The sequence below is a fragment of the Burkholderia anthina genome, from assembly GCF_902498995.1.
Lineage (GTDB): Bacteria > Pseudomonadota > Gammaproteobacteria > Burkholderiales > Burkholderiaceae > Burkholderia > Burkholderia anthina.
Genome location: NZ_CABVLY010000038.1, coordinates 20,894 through 47,888 on the forward strand (window position 1 = coordinate 20,894; position 26,995 = coordinate 47,888).

The 26,995-nt window shown below is 68.9% G+C and carries 22 protein-coding genes; 10 read left to right on the plus strand and 12 right to left on the minus strand.

Annotated elements, in window-relative coordinates:
* Positions 1-161 precede the first annotated feature (161 nt).
* The gene (locus BME24068_RS32215; protein ID WP_174928506.1) at positions 162-2,252 is read right to left on the minus strand and encodes a D-(-)-3-hydroxybutyrate oligomer hydrolase; all 2,091 of its coding nucleotides are present in this window, start codon (positions 2,250-2,252) and stop codon (positions 162-164) included.
* A 138-nt stretch (positions 2,253-2,390) separates the two neighbouring features.
* Positions 2,391-2,756: a BON domain-containing protein gene (locus BME24068_RS32220; RefSeq protein ID WP_096504887.1), complete on the minus strand. Its 366-nt coding sequence runs from the start codon at positions 2,754-2,756 to the stop codon at positions 2,391-2,393.
* 439 nt (positions 2,757-3,195) lie between these two features.
* Between BME24068_RS32220 and BME24068_RS32225 the strand changes: the two genes are divergently transcribed.
* The 3 genes from BME24068_RS32225 to BME24068_RS32235 all read left to right on the plus strand — a co-directional run bounded on the left by BME24068_RS32225 (position 3,196) and on the right by BME24068_RS32235 (position 6,373).
* Positions 3,196-4,623 (plus strand): TAXI family TRAP transporter solute-binding subunit, encoded by a 1,428-nt coding sequence (locus BME24068_RS32225; protein ID WP_096504889.1) that lies wholly within the window; start codon positions 3,196-3,198, stop codon positions 4,621-4,623.
* A gap of 95 nt (positions 4,624-4,718) precedes the next feature.
* A complete protein-coding gene (locus BME24068_RS32230) occupies positions 4,719-5,357 on the plus strand; it encodes a 2-hydroxychromene-2-carboxylate isomerase (protein ID WP_096504891.1) in 639 nt (212 codons plus the stop codon).
* Between the two features lie 68 nt (positions 5,358-5,425).
* Entirely contained in the window at positions 5,426-6,373 is a 948-nt protein-coding gene (locus BME24068_RS32235) for a LysR family transcriptional regulator (protein ID WP_096504893.1), read from the plus strand.
* A 45-nt stretch (positions 6,374-6,418) separates the two neighbouring features.
* Here BME24068_RS32235 and BME24068_RS32240 read toward each other — a convergent pair whose 3' ends face one another.
* The 4 genes from BME24068_RS32240 to xdhA all read right to left on the minus strand — a co-directional run bounded on the left by BME24068_RS32240 (position 6,419) and on the right by xdhA (position 11,618).
* On the minus strand, positions 6,419-6,820 hold the full coding sequence (locus BME24068_RS32240; RefSeq protein WP_174928507.1) for a polyketide cyclase: 402 nt from the start codon (positions 6,818-6,820) through the stop codon (positions 6,419-6,421).
* A gap of 88 nt (positions 6,821-6,908) precedes the next feature.
* Complete coding sequence (gene xdhC, locus BME24068_RS32245; RefSeq protein ID WP_174928508.1) at positions 6,909-7,571, minus strand: xanthine dehydrogenase accessory protein XdhC; 663 nt, start codon at positions 7,569-7,571, stop codon at positions 6,909-6,911.
* 105 nt (positions 7,572-7,676) lie between these two features.
* Positions 7,677-10,040, minus strand: a complete 2,364-nt coding sequence (xdhB, locus tag BME24068_RS32250) for a xanthine dehydrogenase molybdopterin binding subunit (RefSeq protein ID WP_174928509.1) — start codon at positions 10,038-10,040, stop codon at positions 7,677-7,679.
* Between the two features lie 18 nt (positions 10,041-10,058).
* Positions 10,059-11,618: a xanthine dehydrogenase small subunit gene (xdhA, locus tag BME24068_RS32255; RefSeq protein WP_096504901.1), complete on the minus strand. Its 1,560-nt coding sequence runs from the start codon at positions 11,616-11,618 to the stop codon at positions 10,059-10,061.
* 349 nt (positions 11,619-11,967) lie between these two features.
* Between xdhA and BME24068_RS32260 the strand changes: the two genes are divergently transcribed.
* Positions 11,968-13,182: an MFS transporter gene (locus tag BME24068_RS32260; RefSeq protein ID WP_096504903.1), complete on the plus strand. Its 1,215-nt coding sequence runs from the start codon at positions 11,968-11,970 to the stop codon at positions 13,180-13,182.
* A 27-nt stretch (positions 13,183-13,209) separates the two neighbouring features.
* Here BME24068_RS32260 and BME24068_RS32265 read toward each other — a convergent pair whose 3' ends face one another.
* From BME24068_RS32265 to BME24068_RS32275, 3 genes are all read right to left on the minus strand, one after another.
* Positions 13,210-13,803: an RES family NAD+ phosphorylase gene (locus tag BME24068_RS32265; protein ID WP_096504905.1), complete on the minus strand. Its 594-nt coding sequence runs from the start codon at positions 13,801-13,803 to the stop codon at positions 13,210-13,212.
* Positions 13,804-13,812: 9 nt separating this feature from the next.
* On the minus strand, positions 13,813-14,478 hold the full coding sequence (locus BME24068_RS32270) for a hypothetical protein (protein WP_174928510.1): 666 nt from the start codon (positions 14,476-14,478) through the stop codon (positions 13,813-13,815).
* A 120-nt stretch (positions 14,479-14,598) separates the two neighbouring features.
* Complete coding sequence (locus BME24068_RS32275; RefSeq protein ID WP_096504909.1) at positions 14,599-15,489, minus strand: DMT family transporter; 891 nt, start codon at positions 15,487-15,489, stop codon at positions 14,599-14,601.
* A gap of 133 nt (positions 15,490-15,622) precedes the next feature.
* Here BME24068_RS32275 and BME24068_RS32280 point away from each other — a divergent pair, with 133 nt between their 5' ends.
* Positions 15,623-16,558 carry a helix-turn-helix domain-containing protein gene (locus tag BME24068_RS32280; protein ID WP_096504911.1) on the plus strand — a complete coding sequence of 312 codons (936 nt, stop codon included), beginning with the start codon at positions 15,623-15,625 and terminating at the stop codon, positions 16,556-16,558.
* A gap of 70 nt (positions 16,559-16,628) precedes the next feature.
* On the opposite strand, the gene BME24068_RS32285 is transcribed toward BME24068_RS32280, so the two are convergent.
* Entirely contained in the window at positions 16,629-17,840 is a 1,212-nt protein-coding gene (locus BME24068_RS32285; protein ID WP_096505113.1) for a pyridoxal-phosphate-dependent aminotransferase family protein, read from the minus strand.
* A gap of 751 nt (positions 17,841-18,591) precedes the next feature.
* Here BME24068_RS32285 and BME24068_RS32290 point away from each other — a divergent pair.
* The 5 genes from BME24068_RS32290 (at position 18,592) to BME24068_RS32310 (ending at position 24,216) form a co-directional block, all read left to right on the plus strand.
* A complete protein-coding gene (locus tag BME24068_RS32290; protein WP_174928511.1) occupies positions 18,592-19,575 on the plus strand; it encodes a LysR family transcriptional regulator in 984 nt (327 codons plus the stop codon).
* A gap of 30 nt (positions 19,576-19,605) precedes the next feature.
* Complete coding sequence (locus BME24068_RS32295) at positions 19,606-20,604, plus strand: 2-hydroxyacid dehydrogenase (RefSeq protein ID WP_096504915.1); 999 nt, start codon at positions 19,606-19,608, stop codon at positions 20,602-20,604.
* Between the two features lie 118 nt (positions 20,605-20,722).
* Positions 20,723-21,508, plus strand: coding sequence for a 5,6-dimethylbenzimidazole synthase (bluB, locus tag BME24068_RS32300; RefSeq protein WP_174928512.1), 786 nt, complete (start codon positions 20,723-20,725; stop codon positions 21,506-21,508).
* Positions 21,509-21,777: 269 nt separating this feature from the next.
* The gene (locus tag BME24068_RS32305; RefSeq protein WP_096504919.1) at positions 21,778-22,947 is read left to right on the plus strand and encodes an MFS transporter; all 1,170 of its coding nucleotides are present in this window, start codon (positions 21,778-21,780) and stop codon (positions 22,945-22,947) included.
* A gap of 108 nt (positions 22,948-23,055) precedes the next feature.
* A complete protein-coding gene (locus tag BME24068_RS32310) occupies positions 23,056-24,216 on the plus strand; it encodes an MFS transporter (protein WP_174928513.1) in 1,161 nt (386 codons plus the stop codon).
* Positions 24,217-24,351: 135 nt separating this feature from the next.
* On the opposite strand, the gene fahA is transcribed toward BME24068_RS32310, so the two are convergent.
* A complete protein-coding gene (gene fahA / locus BME24068_RS32315) occupies positions 24,352-25,656 on the minus strand; it encodes a fumarylacetoacetase (RefSeq protein ID WP_174928514.1) in 1,305 nt (434 codons plus the stop codon).
* Positions 25,653-26,987, minus strand: a complete 1,335-nt coding sequence (gene hmgA / locus BME24068_RS32320; RefSeq protein ID WP_174928515.1) for a homogentisate 1,2-dioxygenase — start codon at positions 26,985-26,987, stop codon at positions 25,653-25,655. Before hmgA ends, fahA begins: the two co-directional genes overlap by 4 nt.
* Positions 26,988-26,995 lie beyond the last annotated feature (8 nt).

Sequence of the window (26,995 nt, forward strand, 5' to 3'; positions counted from 1 at the left end):
AATATCGGCGCATATTAGATTCCGGGTTTTCCGCCGTAAAGTAATAATTTGTTACAGGGCAAGCCATTCGGATAAAAAATCGAGCGGAACCGATTCCGGACGCTGAAAAGAAAAAAGCCGGACGACTGTCCGGCTTCGGGCGTGCGGCGCGCCGGGCGCCGTCAGAGCGGCACGTCGATCGTGCCGGCGCCGGCGGTGATCGCGTTCGCGCCGGGCGACGACGAGATCGGCGGCAGGTTCGCGCTCGTCAGCGCGGGCGCGGCGCCCGGCGTGCCGCCGCGCGGCACCGTGCGGATCACCTGCGACGGCGGCAGCGGCGCGCCGTTCTTCAAGTGCCGCCACATCAGGTTCAGCGCCTGCAGGTTGTAGTAGTGAACCGGCACGAAGCGCGTGTCGAAGCCCGCCACCGGCAGGAACGCGTCGAAGTGCTGGCCGTTCGTCACCTCGTAGAACACGAGCTGGCTGCGGCCGCCTTCGCTGATGCCGTTTTGCGCGACGTACGCGCGCGACGCATGGTTCACCGGCACGAGCGCGTCGCTGCGGCCCTGCACGATGATCGCCGGCTTGCCCTGCAGGTTCGCGTTCACGCGCACCGCGTCGACGTTCGCGGGCATGTCGAGCATCCCGTTGGTCCACAGCTGGCGCAGGCACAGCGCGCCCGCGAAGCTCGCGTCGGGCGTCGCGAGCCGGTGATCGATGCCCGCGCCGGTGTTGAACACGAGATCGATGCCGGCCGTCGGCGGCACGCCGTTGCCGAGGCCGAACACGGCCGGCATCGGCGACGCCGCGGGCGGCGCGACCGTGCCCGTCGCCGCGCTGGTGGTCGCGAAGCTGAAATTGCACAGGTTGTCGGTCGCGCGCGAGCGCGTGTACGCATTCGCATAGGTGACCGCGATCGCCGGAATCGCCTGCGAATCCCACATCGGCGCGTGCAGCAGGTCGGAATCGGCGAGATAGCCGGCCGCGTGCAGTTGCGCGAGCGCGTCGGCGGCCTGGCTCGGCGTATCGGCGCCCGACACGAGCCCCGCCGCCGCGAGCGTCGCGCAGCGCTGCGTGCGGATCGACTGCGTGGTGGCGAGCGGCAGCGCGCTCAGGTACGGCTCGCCGGCGAGCGACGCCGATGCGGCCGCGCACGGCTGCAGCAGGTTCGCGAGCGTCGCGTAATCGGCCAGCGGCCGGCCGAACGACGGCACCGGCTGGCCGCCTTCGCGCACGAGCGCGTTCGCCGCCATCCGCACGTTGATCTGCGGCTCGCCGACCACGACCGCCGTGATCCAGCGGCGCGTGTCCTGCTCGGCCGCCGCGAGCGCGGCGCCACCGCCGTTGCTGACGGATGCGGCGATCGTCGTGATGTCGCCCGGATGGTAGCGCACGCCGCGATGCGAGCTGTCGAGCAGCGGCCCGAACCGTTCGTTGAGCGCCCAGTAAGCGAATTCGACCGACTGCAGCGTCGCACGGCCCCAGTCCTGCTCGGGATTTTGCTGCGAATGCGCGTGCTTGAACGCGTAGCGGTTCGGAAAGCGGCTGTTGTACGTGGCGAGATCGCCGCTCGTCACGTTGGCGGTGAAGAGGCTGGCGTTGCCGGCCAGCACCGCGTTGGCGAGCGTGCCGTCGATCAGCGTGATCGTGTCGGTGCCGAGCTCGTGCGCGCCGTTGCCGCCGCCCTTGTCGTTGTACGCCACGGCGCAGCCGCGCTTGAGCCCCCATTCGCCGGCCGCCGAAATCGCGCCGTACACGCCGCGCGAGCCCGACGACGTCGCCGTGACGATGCACGGCTGCGCGGGATCGAAGCTCGCGGGCACCTGCACGAGCAGCGTCACGTTCTTGCGGCCGCTGCCGTCGTCGGCATACGCGAGATATTCGGTGCCGGGGATCCTGCCTTCGCCGAGCGTGTCGTTGCCGTCGAGGTCGACGTTCGGCCCCCAGAAGCGGCCGTAGCCGCCGTTGGCGCTCATGTCGACGAGCGCGCGGTAGTTCGACCAGATCGCGACCCGGCGCAGTTCGGCACCCGTCGGCCGCGACGGATTCGCGAATGCCGGTGCGGCGGCGGCGGCGAGGCCCGTCTTGCCGAGGCCGGCCGTCAGCAGGTCGTCGCTCGCGCCGTCATAGGCGGTCGTGCGCACGCTGCCGGACACGAAGCCGGGCAGCCGGTTGCGTTCGCCCGAATCGTCGCCGTTGCAGGCGCCGAGCATCGTCGCCGCGGCCAGCGCCGCGCCGAGAAGAATCCGACTGCCCCACCCGTGCGTCGTCATTGCCGCCCTCTCGATCTCGTCATGGGTCCGCCGCCGCGTCGTGCGCGGCTCGCGGCCGTTGAAGCGCAAACGGGCCCCGGCATGCCGGGGCCCGCCTGCAAGCGGGCGCGGACGGCGCTGGCGCGCCGCCGCCCGGCGTCATTGCTGCTGGACCGTCAGCTTGTTCGTGACCGACGTCACGCCCTTCACGCCCTTGGCCGCGGCTTCCGCCTTGTCGATCTGTGCCTGATCGGGCACCGTGCCCTCCAGCGTGATCGCCCCGCCCTTCGAGCGGACGACGAGGTTCGCCACGTTCACGCCGCCATCCTTCGTAATCGCCTTGCGCACCGCGTAACCCAGCTTGCGGTTCGCCTTCTTCGCGGTCTTGGCTGCCGCCTTCGGCGAGCTCGTCGCCGCGGCCGGCGCTTCGGTGGCCGCCGCATCGCTCGACTGCGCGTAGACGCTGCCCGTCAAACAGGCCGCCACGGCCGCAACACCCAACGCTCTCAACACGATCGACTTCATGCTATCTCCTTGTGACTCCGGAACGGCCGTGCACAGTACGGCCGGAAACCCCCAAAGGCAGCCGGCCCGCGCGCAAACGGGCGGGACGGCCGATGATTTCCACGGCGATGCGAGAGAGGCGACACGGGCCGGCGACCGGCGCGCGCGAATGCGGGCCGGCCGGGCCGGACAGCCGCCGGCCGGACGCGCCCGGTCTCATTGCGTGCCGGGTCGCGCGCGAATCGGGCGCGGCTGCGTCGCACAATGTAATCCAGCGCCCGCCGAAGCGCAAAGCTTTTGACGCGCGAGCGCCCGCCGACGTGGGCGCACAGCCGCGCCGCGGCGCCCGGCTCGCGCACGCGCGGCGAAACCGGGTACCATCGCCGCCAGAACGTGCACCGCGTGCATCGTCGGTCACGGTCGCCATCGATGCGTCACACCCGTGTCATCCGCCGATTCCATGAAGCCTGCCCGCCCTCGCCCGCCACGCCGCATCCTCGCCCGCTTCGTCGCGGTGTCGTGGCGCGATCTCGCCCTGTCGATCGGCCCTACCGTGCTGCTCGCCGCGGCGGCCGTCTGGCTCGCGGTCAAGCTGATCCAGCCCGCGCCGCCGTCCACCCTCGTGATTTCGTCCGGGCCGCCCGGCAGCACGTACTGGAACGCCGCGCAGAAATACAAGACGATCCTCGCGAAAAACGGCATCACGCTCGACGTCGAGTCGTCCGAAGGATCCGCGCAGAACCTCGCGCGGCTGTCGAACCCGAACGCGCCGGTCGACGTGGGCTTCGTGCAGAGCGGCATCGGCCCGAAGGAGCGCGACGAACAGCTGGTGTCGCTCGGCAGCATCGGCTACGTGCCGCTCGCGATCATGTACCGCGGCCCGATCGTCGCGCGCCTGTCCGATTTCAAGGGCAAGCGGCTCGCGCTCGGCTCGGAAGGCAGCGGCGCGCGCGAGCTGAGCCTCGCGCTGCTGAAGATGAACGGCATCGTGCCGGGCGGTTCGACCGAACTGCTGCCGACCGCCGGCGAAGACGCCGCGACCGAACTGCTCGACGGCAAGATCGACGCCGCGTTCCTGTCCGGCGACTCGACGCAGATCCCGGTGATGGCGAAGCTGTTCCGCGCGCCCGGCGTGCACGTGTACTCGTTCACGCAGGCCGAAGCGTACGCGCGGCGTTTCCCGTACCTGACCGCGATCACGCTGCCGATGGGCGTCTACGATCTCGGCCGCAACCTGCCGCCCGCCGACATCCATACGGTCGCACCGACGATCGAGCTGGTCGCGCGCGACACGCTGCATCCGGCGCTGTCCGACCTGCTGATCGAGGCCGCGCGCGAAGTGCACGGCCACGCGACGATCCTCCAGCACGCGGGCGAATTCCCGTCGCCGATCACGCGCGGCTTCCCGCTGTCGGACGATGCGGCGCGCTACTACAAGTCGGGCAAGACCTTCCTGTACCGGCGCCTGCCGTTCTGGGTCGCGAGTCTCGTCGACCGGCTGCTCGTCGTGGTGGTGCCGCTGATCGTCGTGCTGATTCCGGGGCTGCGGCTCGTGCCGTCGCTGTACGGCTGGCGCGTGCGCTCGCGCATCTACCGCTGGTACGGCGCGCTGATCGCGCTCGAGCGCAGCGCGCTCGGCGAGCATACGGCCGAGGAACGCGTCGCGCTGCTCGACGAGCTCGACGATATCGAGGAAGCCGTGAACCGGATGAAGATGCCGCTCGCGTATGCGGGACAGTTCTATGTGCTGCGCGAGCACATCGGCTTCGTGCGCGAGCGGCTCACCGCGCAAGATCGCGACACGACGGCAGACACGCCCGGCGCCGACACCGGCGACACGTCGCCGCCGGCCGGCGCGCCCCCTCGGGCGACTCCCGGTTCCGCATGAGCGGACGATCCGCGATCATTGCTGCATCCGCGCGCCACCGCGTAACATGAAGGCCGCCGCCAGGCGCGCACGCCCCACCCTCTGGAGATCCGCCCATGACAACCGGCCTCGACACTGCCCAGCCTGCCTGGTTCTTCGACTTCGTGTCGCCGTTCTCCTACCTGCTGCTCGAACAACACGACAAGTGGCCGGACGTGCCGTTCGAACCCGTCGCCGTGTCGCTGCCCGACCTGCAACGTCACTGGGGGCAGCGCTCGAGCGCGGACGTCCCGGCCAAGCGCGTGTTCACGTACCGTCACGCGCTGTTTCGCGCCGAACAGCTCGGCATCCGCTTCAAGATGCCGCCCGCGCATCCGTTCGATTCCGACAAGGTGCTGCGCCTCGCGATCGCGCTGCGTGCCGACATCGCGACCGTGCGCGAAATGTTCCGCTTCATCTGGCGCGACGGCAACGATCCGTCGACGCCGGACGGGTTCGCCGCGCTGTGCGAGCGCGTCGGCGTCGGGCACGGCGACGAACTGATCGAATTCGAGGAAACGAGTGCGCAACTGCGCCGCAACACCGACGACGCGATCGCGCTCGGCGTGTTCGGCGTGCCGACTTTCTGGATGAACAAGCAGCTGTTCTGGGGCGAGGACGCGCTGCCGATGGTGCTGTACTGCGCGCGCACGCCGAACTGGCTCGAGTCGCGCGAGGTCAAGCGGATCAGCACGCTGCCGAAGGGCCGCGCGTGATGGCCGGTATCACGCACGGCAACGCGCGGCTGCGGTAAGGTTACGCATCCCCGAATCGACCCGTACCGATGGAAGACGACGACCGTACCGCCTCGCTCGATATCTGGCTCGTGCGCGTATTGCGCACGCTGCTGCTCGAGCGCAGCGTCACGCAAGCCGCGCTGCGGCTGAACCAGACCCAGCCCGCGATCAGCACCGCGCTGCGCAAGCTGCGCGAAACGCTGAACGACCCGATTCTCGTGCGCGGCAAATCCGGGATGGTGCCGACCGAATACGGCGCATCGCTGCTCGGCGCGGCGTCGCGCGCGCTGCGCGAAGTCGACTTCATCGCGACGCCGCACGGCGACTTCGATCCGTCGTCCGCGCGGCGCACGTTCCGCGTCGCCGCGCCCGACTACCTGAACGACTTCTTCATGCCGACGCTGATCGAGCGCTTTCGCGACGCGGCGCCGCATGCGCATCTGGAAATCGATTCGCTGAATCCCGCGCTCGATCACGCGGGCGCGCTCGAATCGGGCGCGCTCGATCTCGTGATCGGCAACTGGCCGAAACCCGACCCGCACTTCGCGCGCCAGGACCTGTTCTCCGACACGATCGTGTGCCTGATGCGCGACGCGCATCCGCTCGCGCGCGCGCCGCTCACACGCGAAGCGTACGCATCGGCCGCGCACGTGGCGCCGACGCCGTACACCGGCGACAAGCGCAACGCGATCGAAATCGGCCTCGCGCGCGCCCGTCTCACGCGGCGAATCGTGACGACGCTGCCGTACTTCGGGATCGTGCCGCAGGTGCTGCTGCAATCGGACCTGATCTTCACGACGACGCGCCGCTTCGCGACGCACTATGCGCAACTGCTGCCGCTCGTCGTCGTCACGCCGCCGGTGCCGTTTCCGCGCATCAAGAGCTACCTGCTCACGCATCCGCAACCGGATCGCCCGACCGATATCGCGTGGCTGTGCGCGCTGATGCAGAGCGTGTCCGACGAACTGACGGCGCAGCGCGGCCGCAAGCGCTGACACACACGGCCGCACGGGCCTTCGCCTTCAGCCCGCGCGGCTCGCTCACGCCGCGCAGGTCGTTTCCTGCAGATGGGTCCAGCGCACGACGCCTGCCGCGTCGCGCTCGAACACGGCCGTCGCGCGACGCGCGGGCAGCTCGCCCGACGCCGCATGCTGCGCCTCGAAATAGGTGAGCACCGCATGCGACGCATCGGCCGCGAGCACGCGGATTTCCGACAACGTGATGCGCAGCCCGGGCTTCACGCCGCCGAGCGTCGCGAACAGCGCACGCGTGCCGTCGCGATCGAGCGCGCGACCGTCGGTCATGATCATCGTGAAATCGTCGGAGAACGGCGCGATCAGCACGTCGAGCGCCGCGGATGACGTGTCGACGCCGGCTAGCCAGCGTTCGATGACGACGAGGCTCGTATCGAGCGCGTCGAGATAGACCTGATGATCGGACATGGTGCCTGCACGAAAAAAATGCGCGGCCCCATGCCGCGCATTCCGTGCAGTGTATGCAAAAACGCGCGCGGGCGCGTCGCGCACGCGCTTATCGCGCGCAGCTCACGTCGTCGCGCAGGCGGCCCGCCGCGGCCGCCTTCGCATCGGCGACCGGCGTGCCCGAGCGCGCCTGCAGCAGTTCCGCGCAGACGGCCACCGCGATCGCGCCCGGTGCCTTGTCGACGATGCCCGCGACCCCGATCGGGCACACCATCTCCGTGAGCCTGACCGGATCGACGCCGCGCGCCGCGAGCCGGCGTTCGAACTTCACGCGCTTGGTGCGCGAGCCGATCATCCCGAAGTACGCGAAGTCGCGCCGCCGCATGATCTGCGCGGCGAGCGAGAAGTCGAGCGCGTGGTTGTGCGTCATCACGAGGAAGTACGTGCCGGGTGGCGCCGCGTCGACGACGGCCTCCGGCGTGTCGGTCGGCTCCGGCTGCACGTTCGGCGGACATTCGTCCGGGAACAGTTCGTCGCGCGTGTCGACCCACTGCACGACGCACGGCAATGCGCCGAGCAGCGTGACGAGCGCGTGACCGACGTGCCCCGCGCCGAACAGCACGATGTGCATCGGCGGCGGCGCGGCGCTCGCGCGGTTGCGCCGGCCGGTGCCTTGCGCGAACGCGTAGTCCGATGCGCTTGCGCACGCGCCGTCGCACCCGGCGACGGGCGCATGCGACGCGGCACGCAGCGAGCGGGCGGGCCCGTTCATGTCGGACTCCGCCGGGCCGCCCCGCAAGCATGCCAATCGGCGTTCGAGAGACGGGGGGACTGCGCCCCCCCGGGCGAACACAGTGAGCGTGGGGGTCGTTTCATCTCAGCCTGCCCGCGCGGCGCTCGCCGCACGCACCGCACACACCGCGCGCAGGATCGACTCGCCGGTGGCCGGCGCGTCGAGCGGCGGATTCACCCGGTAGTCGCCGACCGCGGCCACGGCATCGCGCACCGCGAAGAACACCGAGAACGGCAGCAGCAGCGGCGGCTCGCCGACGGCCTTCGAACGGTGGATGCTGTCCTCGACGTTGCGGTTCTGGAACAGCCGCACGTTGAACTCGGGCGGCGTGTCGTTGACGGTCGGGATCTTGTAGGTGGACGGCGCATGCGTCATCAGCTTGCCGCCCGCGTTCCACCACAGCTCCTCGGTCGTGAGCCAGCCCATCCCCTGGATGAACGCGCCTTCGACCTGGCCGATGTCGAGCGCCGGGTTCAGCGACGCGCCGACGTCGTGCAGCGCATCGACGCGCAGCGTGCGCATTTCGCCGGTCAGCGTGTCGATCACGACTTCCGACACGGCCGCGCCGTACGAGTAGTAGTAGAACGGCCGGCCCTGCAGCTTCGACTGATCCCAGTACAGCTTCGGCGTCGCGTAGAAACCGTCCGACCACAGCTGCACGCGCGCGAGATATGCCTTCGCGATCACCTCGCCGAACGGCACGCTCGTGCCGCCGACCCACACGAAATCGTTGCCGAACTTCACGTCGGCCGCATCGACCTTGCCGTCGCCGAACTGCTTCGCGGCGAACACCGCGAGGCGCTCGCGCAGCTGGCGCGCCGCATCCTGCGCGGCCTTGCCGTTCAGGTCCGAACCCGTCGACGCCGCGGTGGCGGACGTGTTCGCGACCTTGCTCGTGTCGGTCGCCGTCACGCGAATCCGGCCGAAGCGGATGCCGAGCTCGTGCGCGACGACCTGCGCGACCTTGGTGTTGAGCCCCTGCCCCATCTCCGTGCCGCCGTGGTTCACGAGCACCGAGCCGTCGGTATAGATGTGCACCAGCGCGCCGGCCTGGTTGAAGTGCGTGACGTTGAACGCGATGCCGAACTTCACCGGCGTGAGCGCGATGCCCTTCTTCAGCACCGTGTTGCGCGCGTTGAATTCGCGCACGCCCGCGCGCCGCGCGCGGTAGCCGCTCGTCGCTTCGAGCTCGCCGAGCAGCTCCTGCAGCACGTTGTCCTCGACCGTCTGGCCGTAAGGCGTCACGTTGCGTTCCGTCTTGCCGTACAGGTTCGCGTAGCGCACGTCGAGCGGATCGCGGTCGAGCGAACGCGCGACGTCGTCGAGGATGTACTCGATCGCGAACGCGCCCTGCGGGCCGCCGAAGCCGCGGAACGCGGTGTTCGACTGCGTGTTGGTCTTGCCGCAATAGCCGGCGATGTCGACGTCGCCGAGCCAGTACGCGTTGTCGAAGTGGCACACCGCGCGCGTCATCACCGGGCCCGATAGGTCGGCCGAGAAGCCGCAGCGCGACGTCATGTCGAGCGCGACGCCGTCGAGGCGGCCGTCGTCGTCGTAGCCGACGTCGAAGCGGTAATGGAAGTCGTGCCGCTTGCCGGTGATCATCATGTCGTCGTCGCGGTCCGGGCGCAGCTTCACGGGGCACAGCAGCTTCCACGCGGCGAGCGCCGCGCAGCAGGCGAACAGGCCCGACTGCGATTCCTTGCCGCCGAACCCGCCGCCCATCCGGCGGCATTCGACCAGCACGTTGTGCGACGCGACGCCGAGCACGTGCGCGACGAGGTGCTGCATTTCGCTCGGGTGCTGCGTCGAGCAGTACACGTGCATCCCGTCGTCGTCCTTCGGCACCGCGTACGCGATCTGCCCTTCCAGGTAGAACTGCTCCTGGCCGCCGAGCAGCATCTCGCCCGACTCGCGATGCGGCGCGGCGGCAAGCCGCGCGGCCGCGTCGCCGCGCGCGAGCTTCAGCGGCGGGATCACGTAGGTTTCGGCCTTGCGCGCCTCTTGCGCGGTCAGGATCGCGGGCAGCTCTTCGTAGTCGACCTGCGCGCGGCGCGCGGCAAGCCGCGCGGTTTCATGCGACGTCGCGACGACGATGAACATCGGCTGGCCGACGAACTGCACGATGCCTTTGGCGAGCACCGGGTCGTCGTGGATGATCGGGCCGCAGTCGTTGACGCCGGGAATGTCGTCGGCCGTGAACACGGCGACCACGCCGGGCGTCGCGCGCACCGCGTCGAAGTTCATCGACACGATCCGCGCGTGCGGCTTCGCCGACAATCCGAGCGCCGCGTGCAGCGTGCCGGCGACGATCGGAATGTCGTCGGTGTAGGTCGCGCGTCCGCTCACGTGCAGGTGGGCGGATTCGTGTGCGCGTGACACGTGCACCTGCGCGGCGTCTGCCTGCGGATCGAGGGTGCTCAGGAACGGTTCTGCTTGCTGGTTCATGTTCGGTGTTCTCCCTCGTCAGACGCGCGCCGCGTCGCTGGCAACTTCGGCGGCCACTTCACGCACGCTCAGCGCCTGCGGCGGCAGCGGATCGTGCGGGCGCGTCTCCAGCCAGAACCGGATCATCAGGTTCTTCGCGGTATCGAGGCGATACGCGCTCGTCGCACGCATGTCGGACAGCGGCTGGTAGTCGCGCTCGAGCGCCTGCATCGCGGCCTGCGCGGTGGCTTCGTGCCACTGCGCGCCGTCGAGCACGGCTTCCGTGTGGGTCGCGCGCTTCGGCGTCGCGGCCATCCCGCCGAACGCGATGCGCGGCTCGCGCACCAGGTCGCCGTCCGCGATGAACGCGAACGCCGCGCACACGGCCGAGATGTCGGAGTCGAACCGCTTCGACAGCTTGTAGGTGCGGAACTGCAGCTTCGCGCGCGCGCCGGTGCGGGTCGGCACCTTCACGCCGATGACGAATTCGTGCGGCGCCATGTCCTTTTGCTGATAGCCCGTGTAGAGCGCTTCGAGCGGCAGCTCGCGCACCGTGTCGCCGCCGCGCAGCACGACCCGCGCGCCGAGCGCGATCAGGCCGGGCATCGAGTCGCCGATCGGCGAACCGTTCGCGACGTTGCCGCCGATCGTCCCCGCGTTGCGGATCGGCAGCGATGCGAAGCGCTTCCACATCTCGGTCAGCTCCGGATACGTGCCGGCAAGTGCCGCGTACGCCTTTTCGACCGTCACGCCCGCGCCGATCTCGATCCAGTCGTCGCCGTGCACGACCTGCTGCAACTCGGCGATCTGGCCGACGTAGATCAGGTCGTCGAGCCGGCGCATCTGCTTGGTGACCCACAGGCCGATGTCGGTGCTGCCGGCGAGGATCCGCGCGGCGGGACGCTCGACCTTCAGCGCGGCCAGCGCGTCGAGCGTGCGCGGCGCCGCGAATTGCGCGCCGTCGGCCGTCGTGTAGGCGAACGTGTCGTCGCGCTTGAGCGACGCGAGCGTGCGGGCGAGCACGGCCGTGTCGACCGTCGCCGACGGCTGCGGCGCACCTTCGCCGGTCGCGTCGAACATGCGCACCGCCGCGTCGACGATCGGCCGGTAGCCGGTGCAGCGGCACAGGTTGCCGGTCAGCGCATCGGCGATCTCGGTGCGCGTCGGCACGTCCTTCGCCTTCGCGCACGCGCTGCCGCAGCCTTCGTGGCCATGCTTCTCGTACAGCGCCCACATCGACATCACGAAGCCGGGCGTGCAGAACCCGCATTGCGAGCCATGGCAATCGACCATCGCCTGCTGCACCGGATGCAGCGAACCGTCCGGCTGGCGCAGGTCTTCCACCGTCAGCAACGCACGGCCGTCGAGCGTCGGCAGGAACTGGATGCACGCGTTGACGGCCTTGAACGCGACCGTGCCCGCGTCGGTCAGCTCGCCGACGACGACCGTGCACGCGCCGCAGTCGCCTTCCGCGCAGCCTTCCTTGGTGCCGGTGCAGTGCGCGTCCTCGCGCAGATACTGCAGCACGGTGCGGGTGACGTCCGCGCCGCTGACTTCGCGGACTGCGTGACGATGGTAGAAGCGGATCGGCTCACTCATGTCTCTATCATTCTTCAAGTGGGGGCAAGGCGGCCTGCGCTCAGCGCTCGACCGACGTCTTTCTGACAGTTTGCACGCTATCACCATCAAATTCCGCAACCCATAGCCCATCACGCATGAGGCCCATATAACTGCCGCGATATGCGCGCCGGGGCCGCCGGGCGCGCCCGCCGCGCGTTGCCCCGCCTGGTTTTCCCGCTGGCCCGCTCCGGTCAGCCACCGATCTGTCGCCGATTAAAACGGGCCTTCATTAACTAAACGGTACATGCAGCAAAACCGGTTCCATGGGAAAATCCCGATTCCGTTTTTCGCCGCCTTCCGTTTCGTTTCGCTCATTCGTTCAGACCCCATGTCCACCGATTCCGCCACACCGCCGCGCAGCGGGTTCGCCGTCACGCTGCAAATCGTGTCCGTCGTCTGCTTCACGTTCATCTGCTACCTGACCATCGGCCTGCCGCTCGCGGTGCTGCCGGGCTTCGTCCATGACGACCTCGGTTTTTCCGCGATCGTCGCGGGCGGCGCGATCAGCGTCCAGTATTTCGCGACGCTCGCGTCCCGGCCGCTCGCCGGGCGCTTCGCCGATACGCTCGGCCCGAAGCAGACGGTGCTGCGCGGGCTGATCGGCTGCGGCATCTCGGGCGTGCTGCTGCTCGTCGCGCTGCTGCTGGCGCACTGGCCGGTCGGGAGTCTCGTGCTGCTGGTCGCGAGCCGGCTCGTGCTCGGCGTCGGCGAGAGCCTGTGCGGCACGGGTGCGATCCTGTGGGGCATCGGCCGGGTCGGTGTCACGCACAACGCGAAGGTGATCTCGTGGAACGGCATCGCCACCTATGGCGCGCTCGCACTCGGCGCGCCGGTCGGCGTCGCGATCGCGCATACGCTGAATCCGGCGCTGATCGGCGTGATCGTGATCGCGCTCGCCGCGATCGGCTTCTATCTCGCGCGCATGATCGATTCCGTGCCGCTCGTGCACGGCGAACGGATGTCGTATGCGAGCGTGTTCACCCGCGTGCTGCCGCACGGCCTCGGCCTCGCGCTCGGCTCGGCCGGCTTCGGCTCGATCGCGACCTTCGTCACGCTGTACTACGCGGCGCGCCACTGGCCGAACGCCGCGCTGTCGCTGACCGTGTTCGGCACGCTGTTCATCGGCGCGCGCCTGCTGTTCGCGAACACGATCAAGACTTACGGCGGCTTCCGCGTCGCGATCGTGTCGTTCGCATTCGAATGCTCGGGCCTCGTGCTGCTGTGGCTCGCGCCCGTGCCGCACGTCGCGCTCATCGGCGCCGCGCTGACCGGTTTCGGCTTCGCGCTGATCTTCCCGGCGCTCGGCGTCGAGGCCGTTGCGCTGGTGCCGCCGGCGAGCCGCGGCGCGGCGCTGTCCGCGTATTCGGTGTTCCTCGACCTGTCGCTCGGCATCACGGGCCCGCTCGCCGGCTATGTCGCCGGCGCGTTCGGCTATCCGCAGGTGTTCCTGTTCGCGGCCGTGGCCGCGGCGGCCGGCGTGGCGCTGTCGATGGTGCTGTACCAGCGGCAGGCGCGGGTCGAGGGGAGCGGCGCGGCGGCTTGAGCCGCGTCGCCACGGAAGCAACGCCGTTCAGCGCAGCAACACGTTGAAGTCCTGCAACACGCGGACGGCTTGAGGATGACGCCGGAACGGAACGGCGTCCTTGAGCGAGAGCTTGGGGGCGGCACGATCGAAGAGCACGAGTGCCTCCGACGTATTGAGATGGCGTGACATGTATAGAAAGCCGTCGACCCGCCGGTGATGCCGATATACGGCAAGCGACCACTGCTGCGGAACGCCATACGGCACGATGGTCGACAACGCGCCGTCGCCACCCAGGTTTTTCAGCGACAAGCCGTGCAGGACGGCCACGGTCAACGGCGCGCCGTCAAATGACAGCACGTAGCGGTCGAGTTCGGTCGTCACGAGCGGAAAGCCGCCCTTCACCAGATCCGCAACTTCGTCGTGCAGCACCGTCTCGGCGAAAGCGCAATGCAGATCGAAACCGAAATAGCTGGTGCCGTACCGCCGCCGCTTGCGCGGATCGTCGAAGCGGTTGCCGCCCGACTTGCCGAAGTACGGCTCGCCGGTCGCGTATCGCGAAATGCGAACCAGCGCCGTCGGCTCCACCTCGCGGGTTGCCAGCGTCGCACTCGCGAAATGTTCCCCCGGCGCCGTCAGCAAATACGCCTCCTAGCGTTCCGAGAACGCCGTGGCGGCACGCTCGACCTCGTCCACCTTCCCGCGGGACAGCGCCGCCAGCGGCGTGACATTGCCGAGGGACGCCTTGGGCGTCGTGAAGAACTGCCATTTGCTCCATCCGGGCAAGCCGCCGAGACGCTGGGTCACCCTCCCCAGCACCTTGCGGTCGATATTGCCCGCCAGATAGAACGCCGGGTAGTACTGCGCGGTTCCGACATCGACCGTGAAAATGCGCCCCGATGCCACCGCCTTGCTGAGCGCCTGCCGCGTCATGCCGAGCCCGGTCCAGGTTTGCGCGGCCGGCAATAGCTTGCCGTCCGCAACCAGCACGTGGCGTTCGGCCTGTGCGCGCCGCTCCAGATCGGCGACGGCGACACCGGTGCGCGTATCCGTCGCGCCCTTCTTCCGGCCGGACGGCTTCCTGTCGCGCGTCGCGGCCGCCGCGATGCCGAACGTGATCGTACCGGCCAGATCGATGACCTGTGCAATGCCCACCTTGAACAGGTGCCCCAGTTGCTCGTCCGACAGCCTGAGCAGCGCACGGGCGCGATCCGGGCCGAGCATGGTTGCCGCGCCCACGGCACTGCGCAGTGCCTCCTCGGTCTCGACATCGAGAATCGCATCCGCGCCTTCAAGCGCATGAGCGTGCGTGGCCATCTTCACCTCCTGACACAGCCGGAGGATCCAGCCTAGCCTCGAATCTAAACCAAGTCAACCGAGTCAACCATTTCGGATGACCCCGGGGCCATGCCGTGCGGCGGCCCGCGTCATGCCAGCTCAGGCCGCCCGCAAAAACAGCCGCCGCGTCAGATCGAACGCAACGAGATTGCCGGCCAGCACGAGCAGCAGCCCGACCACCGCGAGCGGCGACCACTGGTAGCCCTCGAACACCGTCGACACCGCCAGCGCGACGATCGGGAACAACACCGTGCAGTACGCGGCGCGCTCCGGCCCGATCCGGCCGACGAGCGTCAGGTACGCGGTGAAGCCGATCACCGAACCGGGCACCGCGAGATACACGAGCGCGCCGAGATAGCGCGGGCTCGGATCGATCATGAACGGCATCCCGGCCACCGCGCTGCCGACCGTCAGGATCGCCGCGCCGATCAGCATCGCCCAGCCGTTGGTCGCGAGCGGGTGCAGCCCCATCGACTGCATCCGGCTCGACAGCAGGTTGCCGGCGGAGAAGCACATCGTGCCCGCGAACGCGATCGCGAGGCCCGTCCAGGTCGCGTGATCGTTCAGATGGCCGGCCATCTGCTGCCAGAACAGGCACGCGATGCCGGTCAGCCCGAGCAATGCGCCGGCGATCGCGGACGGCCGCAGCGGTCGGCCCATGAACAGCCGGCCGTTGATCGAATTGAGCAGCGGCGCGGTCGAGAAGATCACCGCGACGAGCCCGCTCGGCACGACCTGCTCCGCGTAATAGAAGCACAGGAAGTTCAGGCAGAACAGCGCGAAGCCCTGCGCGACGAGGTAGCGCCACGCTTCGCGCGGCGGGCGGACCGGCCGGCGCATCACGCGCAGCAGCGCGAACAGCACGGCGGCCGCAAGCCAGAAGCGCCACGCGATCGACACGGGCGGCGGCACGGCGCCCAGTTGCCACTTGATCGCGATCCAGGTGGTGCCCCAGATCAGCACGGTGACGAAATAAAGCGACAGGTTCATGGCGGCGATGCAGCGAAACGAGTGAAACGGACGCCGACTATGCGGCCGCCCCGCCCGCGCGGATTGTCCGGAATTGCGGTCTTTTTCGGCCCGCCGCACGGCGCGTCGCGCACGCGCTTATACTCGGCGCATCATGAGTTCGCCCCTGCACGCCCCGCCCGTCGATCCCGCCGCCGCCCTGGCCGGCGGCGCCATGCCGTTCGGCCTGCAGTCGGTCTGCCGTACGCTCGCCGAGGCGAACGCGACGCTTGAGCGCTTCGCGTGGCTCGGCGACCATCTCGCGATCGCCGAATGGACGCGCATCACCGACGAAAGCGAAACGATCTACGAGCAGCCCGGCCACCACACGCTGTCGTGCTATCTCGACGGCGGCTACCGGACGGAGCGCGAGCGCGTGCAGCGCTACGGCGCGCCGAGCCTGCTGTGCGCGCTGCCGGGCGACCATGAATCGCGCTGGTGGGTGCGCGGCGAGATGCACTTCATCCACCTGTACTTCCTGCCCGAGCACTTTACGCAGCGCGCGATCCGCGAGCTCGATCGCGAACCGCGCGAGCTGAAGCTCGCCGATCGCACCTATTTCGAGGATGCGCGCGTCGCGGCGCAGTTCCGGTCGCTCGCGCTGGAGCGCTGGGACGATGCCGACGGGCGGCTACGCGTCAACGAAGCCGCCCACGACGTGCTGAGCCAGTTGCTGCGCGGCCAGAGCACGACGCGCACCGACGTGCCGTTCCGCGGCGGGCTCGCGCCGGCCGTGCGCCGCCGCGTGCGCGACTATATCGACAGCTACCTGTCGCAGCCGCTGACGCTCGGCGAACTGGCGAACGTCGCCGCGCTGTCCGAATACCACTTCTCGCGGATGTTCCGGCTGTCGTTCGGCCGCGCGCCGCATGCGTGGGTCGCCGAGCAGCGGCTTGCACGGGCGCGCCTGCTGCTGCGCACGACGTCGCTGCCGCTCGCACAGGTCTCGGCCGAATGCGGCTACGCGAATGCCGGCCACTTCAGCCATCGCTTTCGCGACGCGCACGGCACGACGCCGAACGCGTACCGGCGCGCGATGCAGGGCGGCTGAGCGCCGCACGCCGGTTGCCGCGGCTGGCTGCGCGAAGCGCACCCGGCACGCCCTTCTTCCCGTTTACGCGCTACGCGCCGCGCCGCGACAGTTCCTGCTCCAGCGCCGCCACGCCGGCCGGCAGGTCGACCGGCACCTTCAGGTCGACCATCGTGCGGCCGAACGCATGCAGCGTCCGGAACAGGTTGTGTTCGCGACACTGCTCGCCCATCTGGCCGATCCGCACGATCGGCAGACCGAACGAGCCCGAGATCTCGACCTGGTACTGCTTCGAGATATGGCCGCAAACCATCCCCGGCGTCAGCCCTTCCGGCGTCTCGATCCCGACCACCGAATTGAGCCGGCAGTCTTTCGGCGCATAGAGCGTGAGCCCCATCGCCTCGACGCCCGACTGCAGCGCGAGCGAGCAGCGCAGATGGCGCGCGAAGCGGCTTTCGAGCGTCTCCGCGCAGACGAGCCGCAGCGCCTCGTGCAGCGCGAGCACGCCCGACACCGGCGCCGTGTAGTGATAGCCCGCGTTGTGCCAGAAGTTCTCCGCGAGCGCCATGTCGAGGCACCAGTGCGCGTTCGGCTCCGGACGATGCTTCATCCGCTCCCATGCGGCATCCGAGAACGCGATCAGCGACACACCCGGGATCGACGACAGCCCTTTCTGGCCGCCCGTGATCACCGCGTCGATGCCCCACGCGTCCATCTCGAGCGGCATCGTCGACAGCGTGCACACCGCATCGACGACGACCAGCGCGCCGGCCGCCTTCGCGAGCGCCGCGATGTCGCGCAGGTCGCGGTTCCACACCGTGTTCGACGTCTCGCCCTGCACGATCGTGACGATCTCGGGCCGCTCGCGCGCGATCGCGTCGGCGATCTCGTCGAGGCTCGCGACCGAGCGGTCGGCCACTTCGAGCATCGCGACGTCGGCGCCGACGCGCGTGGCCATTTCGGCCATCCGCGCGCTGAAGAAGCCGTTGCGGATCGACAGCACGCGCGTGCCGCGCCATGCGAGGTTCGAAATCGCCATTTCCATCGCGGCGGAACCGGGGCCGGCGACGCCGAGCACCCACTTCGTGCGGGTCTGGAATACGTAGCGCGCCATCTCCTTCACCTGCTCGATGATCTTCGCCATCGTCGCGCCGAGGTGGTTGATCACGATCGTGTTCGCCTTCGCGACGGCGGCCGGGATCGGAACCGGGCCGGCGCCCATCATCAGCAGCGGTTCTTCGGGCAGGATCGCGTCGAGCGGCACGACGACGGGACAGGGAATCGGCGAGTAATCGATGGACATGGCTGGCAAAAATGGAAGGAAGAAAACGCCGGGACGTCGCCCGCCGCACGGCACGGCGAACTGATCGATCATTCCGCGTTCCGCGGCTGCGCGCAAGAGGCACGCACGGCCGGACAGCGTGACGCTGGCCCGGTCGGCGGACCGGGCCAGCAGCCGCGCACGCGCCGCGCGATTGCATTTCGCATTGACCGGGAATCGCGGTCCGCATGCGAATCGGTTCCATTTGCGGTTCGATCCGCGCGATTTACTCCGGCAATATCGCGACGATTCCCCGATGCCGGTCGTTGAGCGCCACACATCTACCGACCGCAATATCCGGCATCACGATAAAAATCGCGCAGCGACAATCGGCCCGCGAAAACCGGGACGCCAAAAAACATCCATTATCACGGCATCTATTGGTGACCGATTTCACCCATTACCGCACACGGCTGCACGCAATTACATCCAACATACTGTTTTTAATGAGAAATCTTCATCCAACCCGTGCGCCCCCCAATACGTCCTCCGCTATCGTCATTGAGCCCGCGCGGCCTGGTGCCGTTTAACCGCTACCTGCGATTTCGATTTTCCGCAACCCGCCCCTTTTCTCAGGTTGACGGATATCGCTTCCGTCATGAACAATCGTCTGCGGAATCAAAAATCGATTTTTCGATACGAACGAGAACCGGGGTCGCGCGACGGTTTTCCAGGGCGGGCGACGAAAAATCACAACCATAAATCAATCAACCGGGCCAGAAATACGCGAGCCATGAACCAGATTCAGACCATGCGTGTGTTCGTCTGCGTCGCCGAGCAGCAGAGCTTCCGGCGCGCGGCGCACCATCTAGGCGTGTCCAATGCGCTCGTCACGCGTTCGATCGCGATGCTCGAGTCGCACCTGAATACGCGGTTGATCCACCGCACCACGCGCAACCTGTCGCTGACCGAGGCGGGGCTGCGCTACCTCGACGGCTGCCGTGCGCTGCTCGAGGAATTCGACCACCTCGAGGCGTCGGTCGCGCATGCGGTGCGCGAGCCGGCCGGCACGCTGCGCGTCGTCGCGTCGGGCCTGCTGTCGCCGCCGGCGCTCACGCCGCTCGTCAGCAGCTTCCGCCACCGCTACCCCGAACTGCGCGTGCAGCTCACCGTCGCCGAAGGGCCGCTCGACGTGCTCGATTCGGGCTACGACGTCGGCATCGTCACCGGCAACCGGCTCGACGGCAACCCGACGCTGATCGGTCATGCGCTCACGCCGAACCCGTTCGTCGCATGCGCGGCGCCCGCCTATCTCGAACGCCGCGGCGAGCCGCGCAGCCCCGACGACCTGCCCGGCCACGACTGGGTCGCGCTCGCCCCGCATCAGCATGCGCCCGCGTGGCGGCTCGTCGGCCATGACGGCGTCACGCATTCGGTCACGCTGCGCCCGACCTGCACGGTCAATCAGCTCGCGCTCGTGCAGGCCGCCGCCGCGGCCGGCTCGGGCATCGCGATGCTGCCCGAATCGTGCGTCGCCGACGCACTGGCGAGCGGCGCCCTCGTGCGGCTGCTGCCCGGCTACCGGATCGACGACCCGGACGCGCAACTGTCGCTCGTGTATCCCAATCGCCAATATGTGCCGGCTCGCACGCGCAGCTTCGTCGAGCACGCGCTCGAGCACTTCGGCGTGCAGGCGGCGCACGAGCGGACGAGCTACGATTTCCTGCGCCCGCCGCGCGGCCCCGATCGCGCCGATATCGTCACGGGCCTGCAGTAAACTGCCCCCGACAGCCATCGGAGGTGCAGCATGCGCGTGATCCTGTTCAGCAGCCGGCAGTACGACGACGACTCGTTTACCGCCGCCAACCGGCAGTTCGGCTATCGGCTGCACTTCCAGCCCTCGCACCTCGACGCGGAAACCGCGATCCTCGCGCACGGCTATGACGTCGTCTGCCCGTTCGTCAACGACACCGTCGACGCGGCCGTGCTCGAACGGCTCGCCGACGGCGGCACGCGCCTGATCGCGCTGCGCTCGGCCGGCTTCAACCACGTCGACCTGGCGGCCGCCGAACGGCTCGGCATCGCGGTCGTGCGCGTGCCCGCATATTCGCCGCATGCGGTCGCCGAACACGCGGTCGCGCTGATCCTCGCGCTCAATCGCCGGCTGCCGCGCGCGGTGGCGCGCACCCGCGAAGGCGACTTCTCGCTGAACGGCCTGCTCGGCTTCGACCTGCACGGCAAGACCGTCGGCGTGATCGGCACCGGCCTGATCGGCCGCGTGTTCGCGAAGATCATGATGGGCTTCGGGATGCACGTGCTCGCGCACTCGATGCCGCCGCACGACGAAGAACTGATCGCGTTCGGCGCGCGCTATGTCGAGCTCGACGAACTGCTGCGCCATGCCGATATCGTCAGCCTGCACTGCCCGCTGCTGCCGTCGACGCACCATCTGATCAACGCGCAGACGCTCGCGCGGATGAAGCACGGCGCGATGCTGATCAATACGGGGCGCGGCGGCCTCGTCGACGCGCAGGCGCTGATCGATGCGCTCAAGAGCGGCCAGCTCGGCCATCTCGGGCTCGACGTGTACGAGGAGGAAAGCGGCCTGTTCTTCGAGGATCACTCCGACCTGCCGCTGCAGGACGACGTGCTCGCGCGCCTGCTGACGTTCCCAAACGTGATCGTCACGTCGCACCAGGCGTTCTTCACGCGCGAGGCGCTCGCCGAAATCGCGCACACGACGCTGCTGAACATCGAGGCGTGGCACGCGGGCGCGCCGACCAACGTCGTCACGCCGGGCCGCTGACTCACCCCGTTCGGCATACGCGATCCGTCAACGATCCGTCATTTTGTTTCGCCTGAAGTAACGCCGCGCGCGCGGCGTCTGCTATCGTTGCGCGGATTTCTCCCTGCTTGCGCCGCCCATGCGTTTCGACGACTCCGCCATCGCCGCGGTCTACCGTGCCATCTTCGAACGGCGTGACATGCGCCACTTCACGCCGGCACCGGTCGATCCGGCCACGCTTGCGCGGCTGCTGCGCGCCGCGCACCACGCGCCGAGCGTCGGCTTCATGCAGCCGTGGCGCTTCATCCGCATCACCGATCCCGCATTGCGCACCGCGATCCACGCACTGGTCGAGGCCGAGCGCTGCGCGACCGCCGACGCGCTCGGCGAACGGCAGGACGCATTCATGCGGCTGAAGGTCGAAGGCGTGCGCGAATGCGGCGAACTGCTGGTCGTCGCGCTGACCGACGACCGCGAGCGCCATGTGTTCGGCCGCCGCACGCTGCCGGAGATGGATCTCGCGTCCGCCGCGTGCGCGATCCAGAACATGTGGCTCGCCGCGCGCGCCGAAGGGCTCGGGATGGGCTGGGTGTCGCTGTTCGACGTCGATGCGCTGCGCACGCTGCTCGGCATGCCGGCCGGCGCGAAGCCGATCGCCGTGCTGTGCGTCGGCCACGTCGACGCGTTCTACGCGAAGCCGATGCTCGAGGAGGAACGCTGGGCCGCGCGGATGCCGATCGAAGCGTGCCTGTTCGAAAACGGCTGGGACGCGCCGGCCACCTCCACCGCCTCCGATTGCGCGGCAGCCGCGGCCACCGCGGCCACCGTGTCCACGGTCATAACCGGATCGTCGCCGTCGCCCAAGATCGCCGCAGCCGACGAAGCCCCCGTCGCCGTACCGAACGCGGCCCTACCCGGCCGCTAGCCGGACGAACCGCCTGCGATATGCGCCGAGGCCGGCTCGCCGGCTTCGTTCCGACCCGACATACCCGACCGATACCCGCCTGAACCCGGCGAAATCCCACACTGTGGCGCACCGCAGCCGCGTTTTCGTCGCACGCCGACAACATCCGTTTTGGCCCCAAGCATAGGGGTTTTCACTGAAGTAGAATCGCGGCTGATGTCCTCCGCCCGCCCGTCCCGCGCATCCTGCGCCGGTCCCGGCAGCGGCTCTTTCCGTAGCCCGCCACCGCGATGCCTTTACCTCTTTTCGCCCTTGCCGTCGCCGCCTTTGGAATCGGTACCACCGAGTTCGTGATCATGGGGCTGCTGCCCAACGTCGCCCGCGACCTCGGCGTGTCGATTCCGGCCGCCGGGATGCTCGTGTCGGGCTACGCGCTCGGCGTGACGATCGGCGCGCCGATCCTCGCGATCGTCACCGCGAAGATGCCGCGCAAGCGCGCGCTGATGGGACTGATCGGCCTGTTCATCGCGGGCAACCTGTTCTGCGCGATCGCGCCCGGCTATACGGTGCTGATGGCCGCGCGCGTCGTCACCGCGTTCTGCCACGGCGCGTTCTTCGGGATCGGCTCGGTGGTCGCCAGCAACCTCGTCGCGCCGAACCGCCGCGCGCAGGCGATCGCGCTGATGTTCACCGGCCTCACGCTCGCGAACGTGCTCGGCGTGCCGCTCGGCACCGCACTCGGCCAGGCGTACGGCTGGCGCGCAACGTTCTGGGCCGTCACCGGCATCGGCATCGCCGCGGCCGCCGCGCTCGCGGTCTGCCTGCCGAAGCACCTCGCGATGCCCGACACCAGCATCACGCGCGAATTCAGCGTGCTCAAGCATCCGCAGGTGCTGATGGTGCTCGGCATCAGCGTGCTCGCGTCCGCGAGCCTGTTCAGCGTGTTCACCTACATCACGCCGATCCTCGAGGACGTGACCGGCTTCTCGCCGCACCAGGTCACCTACGTGCTGCTGCTGTTCGGCCTCGGCCTGACCGTCGGCGGCACGCTCGGCGGCAAGCTCGCCGACTGGCGCCGGATGCCGTCGCTGATCGCGACGCTCGCGCTGATCGGCATCGTCCTCGCGCTGTTCGCCGGCACGATGCACATGCCGTTCGCGACGCTCGCGACGATCTTCGTGTGGGGCATCCTCGCGTTCGCGATCGTGCCGCCGCTGCAGATCATGATCGTCGATCGCGCGAGCGACGCGCCGAACCTCGCGTCGACGCTGAACCAGGGCGCGTTCAACCTCGGCAACGCGACGGGCGCGTGGCTCGGCGGGGTGGCGATCGGCTCCGGCGTGTCGCTCGTGAACCTGCCGTGGGTCGGCACCGCGATGGCCGTCGCCGCGCTCGCGCTCACGCTGTGGTCGGCCTCGCTCGAACGCCGCCCGGTGGCCGCGCCGACCGAATACATTTGATGCGCGGCGCCCCGCTCGCGCGCCGCGGCGTTCGTTGCGCGCACAACGCCATTCGATGCTGATGGCCTTCATGGACCTTTCAGGGCCCGCGGTGTAGCATCGCGGCCGATGAAAGCCATTCTCAATCGTGATTTCCTCGCGCTGATCCTGAGCGTCGCGGTAGTCGGTCTCGGGACCGGCGCCACGCTGCCGCTCACCGCGCTCGCGCTGACCGAGGCCGGCCACGGCACCAACGTCGTCGGCATGCTGACCGCCGCGCAGGCGCTCGGCGGCCTCGCGATCGTCCCGTTCGTCACCGCGCTCGCGCGGCGCATCGGCGCGCGCCGCGCGATCGTCGTGTCCGTCGTGCTGCTCGCCGCCGCCACCGCGCTGATGCAGTTCACGTCGAACCTGATCGTGTGGGGCGTGCTGCGCGTGCTGTGCGGCGCCGCGCTGATGCTGCTGTTTACGATCGGCGAGGCGTGGGTCAACCAGCTCGCCGACGATTCGACGCGCGGCCGCGTGGTCGCGATCTACGCGACCAATTTCACGCTGTTCCAGATGGCGGGCCCCGTGCTCGTCAGCCAGATCGCCGGCGCGACCAGTATCCGCTTTGCGCTCTGCGGCGCGCTGTTCCTGCTCGCGCTGCCGACGCTCGCGACGATCCGGCGCGCGCCGCTCGCCGGCGACGATGCGCATCACGAAGCGCACGACAGCTGGCTCGCCGTGCTGCCGCGCATGCCCGCGCTGATCATCGGCACCGGCTTCTTCGCGCTGTTCGATACGCTCGCGCTGTCGCTGCTGCCGCTCTACGCGATGGATCACGGCGTCGCGAGCGCGACCGCCGTGCTGCTCGCATCGATCATGCTGTTCGGCGATACCGCGATGCAATTCCCGATCGGCTGGCTCGCCGACAAGCTCGGGCGCGAACGCGTGCATCTCGGCGCCGGCTGGATCGTGCTCGCGGGCCTGCCGCTGCTGCCGTTGGTGATCGCGAATCCGTGGCTGTGCTGGCCGCTGCTGTTCATGCTCGGCGCGGCCGCCGGCAGCATCTACACGCTGTCGCTCGTCGCGTGCGGCGAACGCTTCCGCGGCTCGGCGCTCGTCACCGCGAGCTCGCTCGTGTCGGCGTCGTGGAGCGCCGCGAGCTTCGGCGGCCCGCTGGTGGCGGGCGCGTTGATGGAGCAACTGGGCAGCAACGCGCTGGTCGGCGTGCTGGTCGTGTGCGTCGCCGCGTTCGTCGCGGCCGCGCTGTGGGAACGACGCACCGCGCTGCGGCGCGCGGTCTGATGCCGGCGCAGGTCGGCGCGCGACAGTCGGCGTATCGGCATATCGACGCCGCCCACCGGTCGAACAAAAACGGCCCGCGCAATGCGGGCCGCCCTGCTCCGGCGAATCGCGCGCGACGTATCGCGCCGCGGCCGGTTACGCGCTGCGTGCCGGCAGGATCTTGCCGGCACACGCGCCGAAGCCGACGCGATAGCCGTCGCCCTGGCACCAGCCCGCGAGCGTGAGCTCGTCGCCGTCCTCGATGAACGCGCGATTGCCGCCGCCGTTCAGCGCGAGCGGCTCCTTGCCGTTCCACGTCAGTTCGAGCAGGCTGCCGAACGAATCCCTGGTCGGCCCGCTGATCGTGCCCGAACCCATCAGGTCGCCCACGCGCGTGTTGCAGCCGGCAACCGTGTGATGCGCGAGCTGCTGCGCCATCGTCCAGTACATGTGCTTGAAGTTGGTGCGGCAGATCGACGTCGCGTCGGCGGCCCCTTCCGCGCGCAGCGTCACTTCGAGCGCGATGTCGAACGCGTGCTTGCCCGCGTGCCGCAGATACGCGAGCGGCTGCGGCGACTGTTCGGGCTGCGCGACGCGGAACGGTTCGAGCGCGTCGAGCGTGACGATCCACGGCGAGATCGTCGTCGCGAAAGTCTTTGCATTGAACGGGCCGAGCGGCACGTATTCCCACTGCTGGATGTCGCGCGCGCTCCAGTCGTTCAGCAGCACCATCCCGAAGATGTGCGCTTCCGCATCCTCGCATGCGATCGGCTCGCCGAGCGCGTTGCCCTGGCCGACGATGAAGCCCGTTTCCAGTTCGATGTCGAGCTTGCGGCACGCGCCGAACACCGGACGCTCCTGGTCGGGCAGCTTCAGTTGCCCGTTCGGACGCCGCACCGGCGTGCCGCTCACGACCACCGACGACGCACGGCCGTTGTAGCCGATCGGCATTTCCGACCAGTTCGGCAGCAGCGCATTCTTCGGATCGCGGAACATCGAACCGACGTTGGTCGCATGCTCCTTCGACGAATAGAAATCGGTATAGCCGGGAATGTCGACCGGCAGATGCAGCGTCGCGTCACGCTGCGCGACGAGCACTTGCGCGCGCAACGCGGCGTCGTCGCGCAGCCGAGCGTTGTCGCGCGAGAACAGCGCCGACAGCTGCACGCGCACGCCGCGCCACGCATCGCGGCCGAGCGCGATGAACGCGTTGAGCGTCGGCGCGGCAAACGCATCGGCGCCGGCCGGCACCGTCACGAGGCCCGCATGCGCGAGCGCGGCGAGATCGACGATCTGGTCGCCGAGCGCGACGCCCGCGCGGCGTGCCGCCTGTTTCGCATCGCTGAAGATCCCGAACGGCAGGTTCTGGATCGGGAAATCGCAGGCGGGATCGTTCGCCGTGTCGAGCCAGCTCTTGCGGGCGGGGTCCAGCGTCGCGCGCCAGTCTTGGGTATCGCTCATCTCTGCTCCGGATTGAAGTGTTTCTTGATGCCTTGCCAGCATTCGAAGTAGTCGGCCTGCAGCTGCGCGGTGTCGAGCGCGTAGCGCGTCGGCCGGATCAGCGTGCGGGTCTCGAACATGAACGCCATCGTCGCATCGACCTTGTGCGGCTTCGTCGTGTCGCCCGCGGACGCCTTCTCGAACGTGTCCGCGTCCGGCCCGTGGCCCGACATGCAGTTGTGCAGGCTCGCGCCGCCCGGCACGAAACCTTCGGCCTTCGCGTCGTACGCGCCGTGCACGAGCCCCATGAACTCGCTCGCGACGTTGCGGTGGAACCAGGGCGGGCGGAACGTATCCTCGGCCGCGAGCCAGCGCGGCGGGAAGATCACGAAGTCGATCGTGTCGACGCCCGGCGTGTCGCTTTGCGACTGCAGCACGAGGAAGATCGACGGATCCGGGTGATCGAAGCTGATCGAACCGATCGTGTTGAACAGGCGCAGGTCGTATTTGACCGGCGCGTAGTTGCCGTGCCACGCGACGACATCGAACGGCGAATGGCCGATGTCCGCGCGCCACAGGCGCCCGTTCAGCTTCGCGACGAGCTCGAACGCGCCTTCGCGATCCTCGTAAGCCGCCTGCGGCGTCAGGAAGTCGCGCGGGTTCGCGAGCCCGTTCGAGCCGATCGGGCCGAGGTCGGGCAGACGCAGCAGCGCACCGAAGTTCTCGCAGATATAGCCGCGTGCCTCGCCGTCCGGCAGCGCGACGGAAAAACGCACGCCGCGCGGGATCACCGCGATCTCGAACGGTTCGACGTCGAGCCGGCCGAATTCCGTCGCGATGAACAGCCGCCCCTGCTGCGGCACGATCAGCAGTTCGCCGTCGGCGCTATAGAAGAAACGGTCCTGCATCGAGCGATTCGCCGCGTACAGATGAATCGCGCAGCCGTTCATCGCGGCCGCCGAGCCGTTGCCGGCCATCGTCACGAGCCCTTCGACGAAATCGGTCGGCTCGACCGGCATCGGCAGCGGATCCCAGCGCAGCTGGTTCGGCGGCGTCGGCGGCACGTCGGCCGAATCGCCGAATTCCGACACGAGCCGCTGCACGCCCGTGAACGACTCGAACGGCCGGTGCACGGCCGCCGGCCGGATCCGGTACAGCCACGAGCGACGGTTGTGCCCGCGCGGCGCGGTAAACGCGGTGCCCGACAGTTGCTCCGCATACAGGCCGTACGGCGCACGCTGCGGCGAATTGCGGCCGTGCGGCAGCGCGCCGGGCAGCGCCTCGGTCGCGAATTCGTTCGCGAAACCGCTCAGGTAGCCGGCTCTCGCCGGTTTCGACAGGTCAAGCGTCATCGTTTCGT

Excerpts from the sequence above, each read along its gene's own strand:
- BME24068_RS32215 (WP_174928506.1), bottom strand. The coding sequence starts at position 2,252 with ATGACGACGCACGGGTGGGGCAGTCGGATTCTTCTCGGCGCGGCGCTG.
- BME24068_RS32220 (WP_096504887.1), bottom strand. The coding sequence starts at position 2,756 with ATGAAGTCGATCGTGTTGAGAGCGTTGGGTGTTGCGGCCGTGGCGGCC.
- BME24068_RS32225 (WP_096504889.1), top strand. The coding sequence starts at position 3,196 with ATGAAGCCTGCCCGCCCTCGCCCGCCACGCCGCATCCTCGCCCGCTTC.
- BME24068_RS32230 (WP_096504891.1), top strand. The coding sequence starts at position 4,719 with ATGACAACCGGCCTCGACACTGCCCAGCCTGCCTGGTTCTTCGACTTC.
- BME24068_RS32235 (WP_096504893.1), top strand. The coding sequence starts at position 5,426 with ATGGAAGACGACGACCGTACCGCCTCGCTCGATATCTGGCTCGTGCGC.
- BME24068_RS32240 (WP_174928507.1), bottom strand. The coding sequence starts at position 6,820 with ATGTCCGATCATCAGGTCTATCTCGACGCGCTCGATACGAGCCTCGTC.
- xdhC (WP_174928508.1), bottom strand. The coding sequence starts at position 7,571 with ATGAACGGGCCCGCCCGCTCGCTGCGTGCCGCGTCGCATGCGCCCGTC.
- xdhB (WP_174928509.1), bottom strand. The coding sequence starts at position 10,040 with ATGAACCAGCAAGCAGAACCGTTCCTGAGCACCCTCGATCCGCAGGCA.
- xdhA (WP_096504901.1), bottom strand. The coding sequence starts at position 11,618 with ATGAGTGAGCCGATCCGCTTCTACCATCGTCACGCAGTCCGCGAAGTC.
- BME24068_RS32260 (WP_096504903.1), top strand. The coding sequence starts at position 11,968 with ATGTCCACCGATTCCGCCACACCGCCGCGCAGCGGGTTCGCCGTCACG.
- BME24068_RS32270 (WP_174928510.1), bottom strand. The coding sequence starts at position 14,478 with ATGGCCACGCACGCTCATGCGCTTGAAGGCGCGGATGCGATTCTCGAT.
- BME24068_RS32275 (WP_096504909.1), bottom strand. The coding sequence starts at position 15,489 with ATGAACCTGTCGCTTTATTTCGTCACCGTGCTGATCTGGGGCACCACC.
- BME24068_RS32280 (WP_096504911.1), top strand. The coding sequence starts at position 15,623 with ATGAGTTCGCCCCTGCACGCCCCGCCCGTCGATCCCGCCGCCGCCCTG.
- BME24068_RS32285 (WP_096505113.1), bottom strand. The coding sequence starts at position 17,840 with ATGTCCATCGATTACTCGCCGATTCCCTGTCCCGTCGTCGTGCCGCTC.
- BME24068_RS32290 (WP_174928511.1), top strand. The coding sequence starts at position 18,592 with ATGAACCAGATTCAGACCATGCGTGTGTTCGTCTGCGTCGCCGAGCAG.
- BME24068_RS32295 (WP_096504915.1), top strand. The coding sequence starts at position 19,606 with ATGCGCGTGATCCTGTTCAGCAGCCGGCAGTACGACGACGACTCGTTT.
- bluB (WP_174928512.1), top strand. The coding sequence starts at position 20,723 with ATGCGTTTCGACGACTCCGCCATCGCCGCGGTCTACCGTGCCATCTTC.
- BME24068_RS32305 (WP_096504919.1), top strand. The coding sequence starts at position 21,778 with ATGCCTTTACCTCTTTTCGCCCTTGCCGTCGCCGCCTTTGGAATCGGT.
- BME24068_RS32310 (WP_174928513.1), top strand. The coding sequence starts at position 23,056 with ATGAAAGCCATTCTCAATCGTGATTTCCTCGCGCTGATCCTGAGCGTC.
- fahA (WP_174928514.1), bottom strand. The coding sequence starts at position 25,656 with ATGAGCGATACCCAAGACTGGCGCGCGACGCTGGACCCCGCCCGCAAG.
- hmgA (WP_174928515.1), bottom strand. The coding sequence starts at position 26,987 with ATGACGCTTGACCTGTCGAAACCGGCGAGAGCCGGCTACCTGAGCGGT.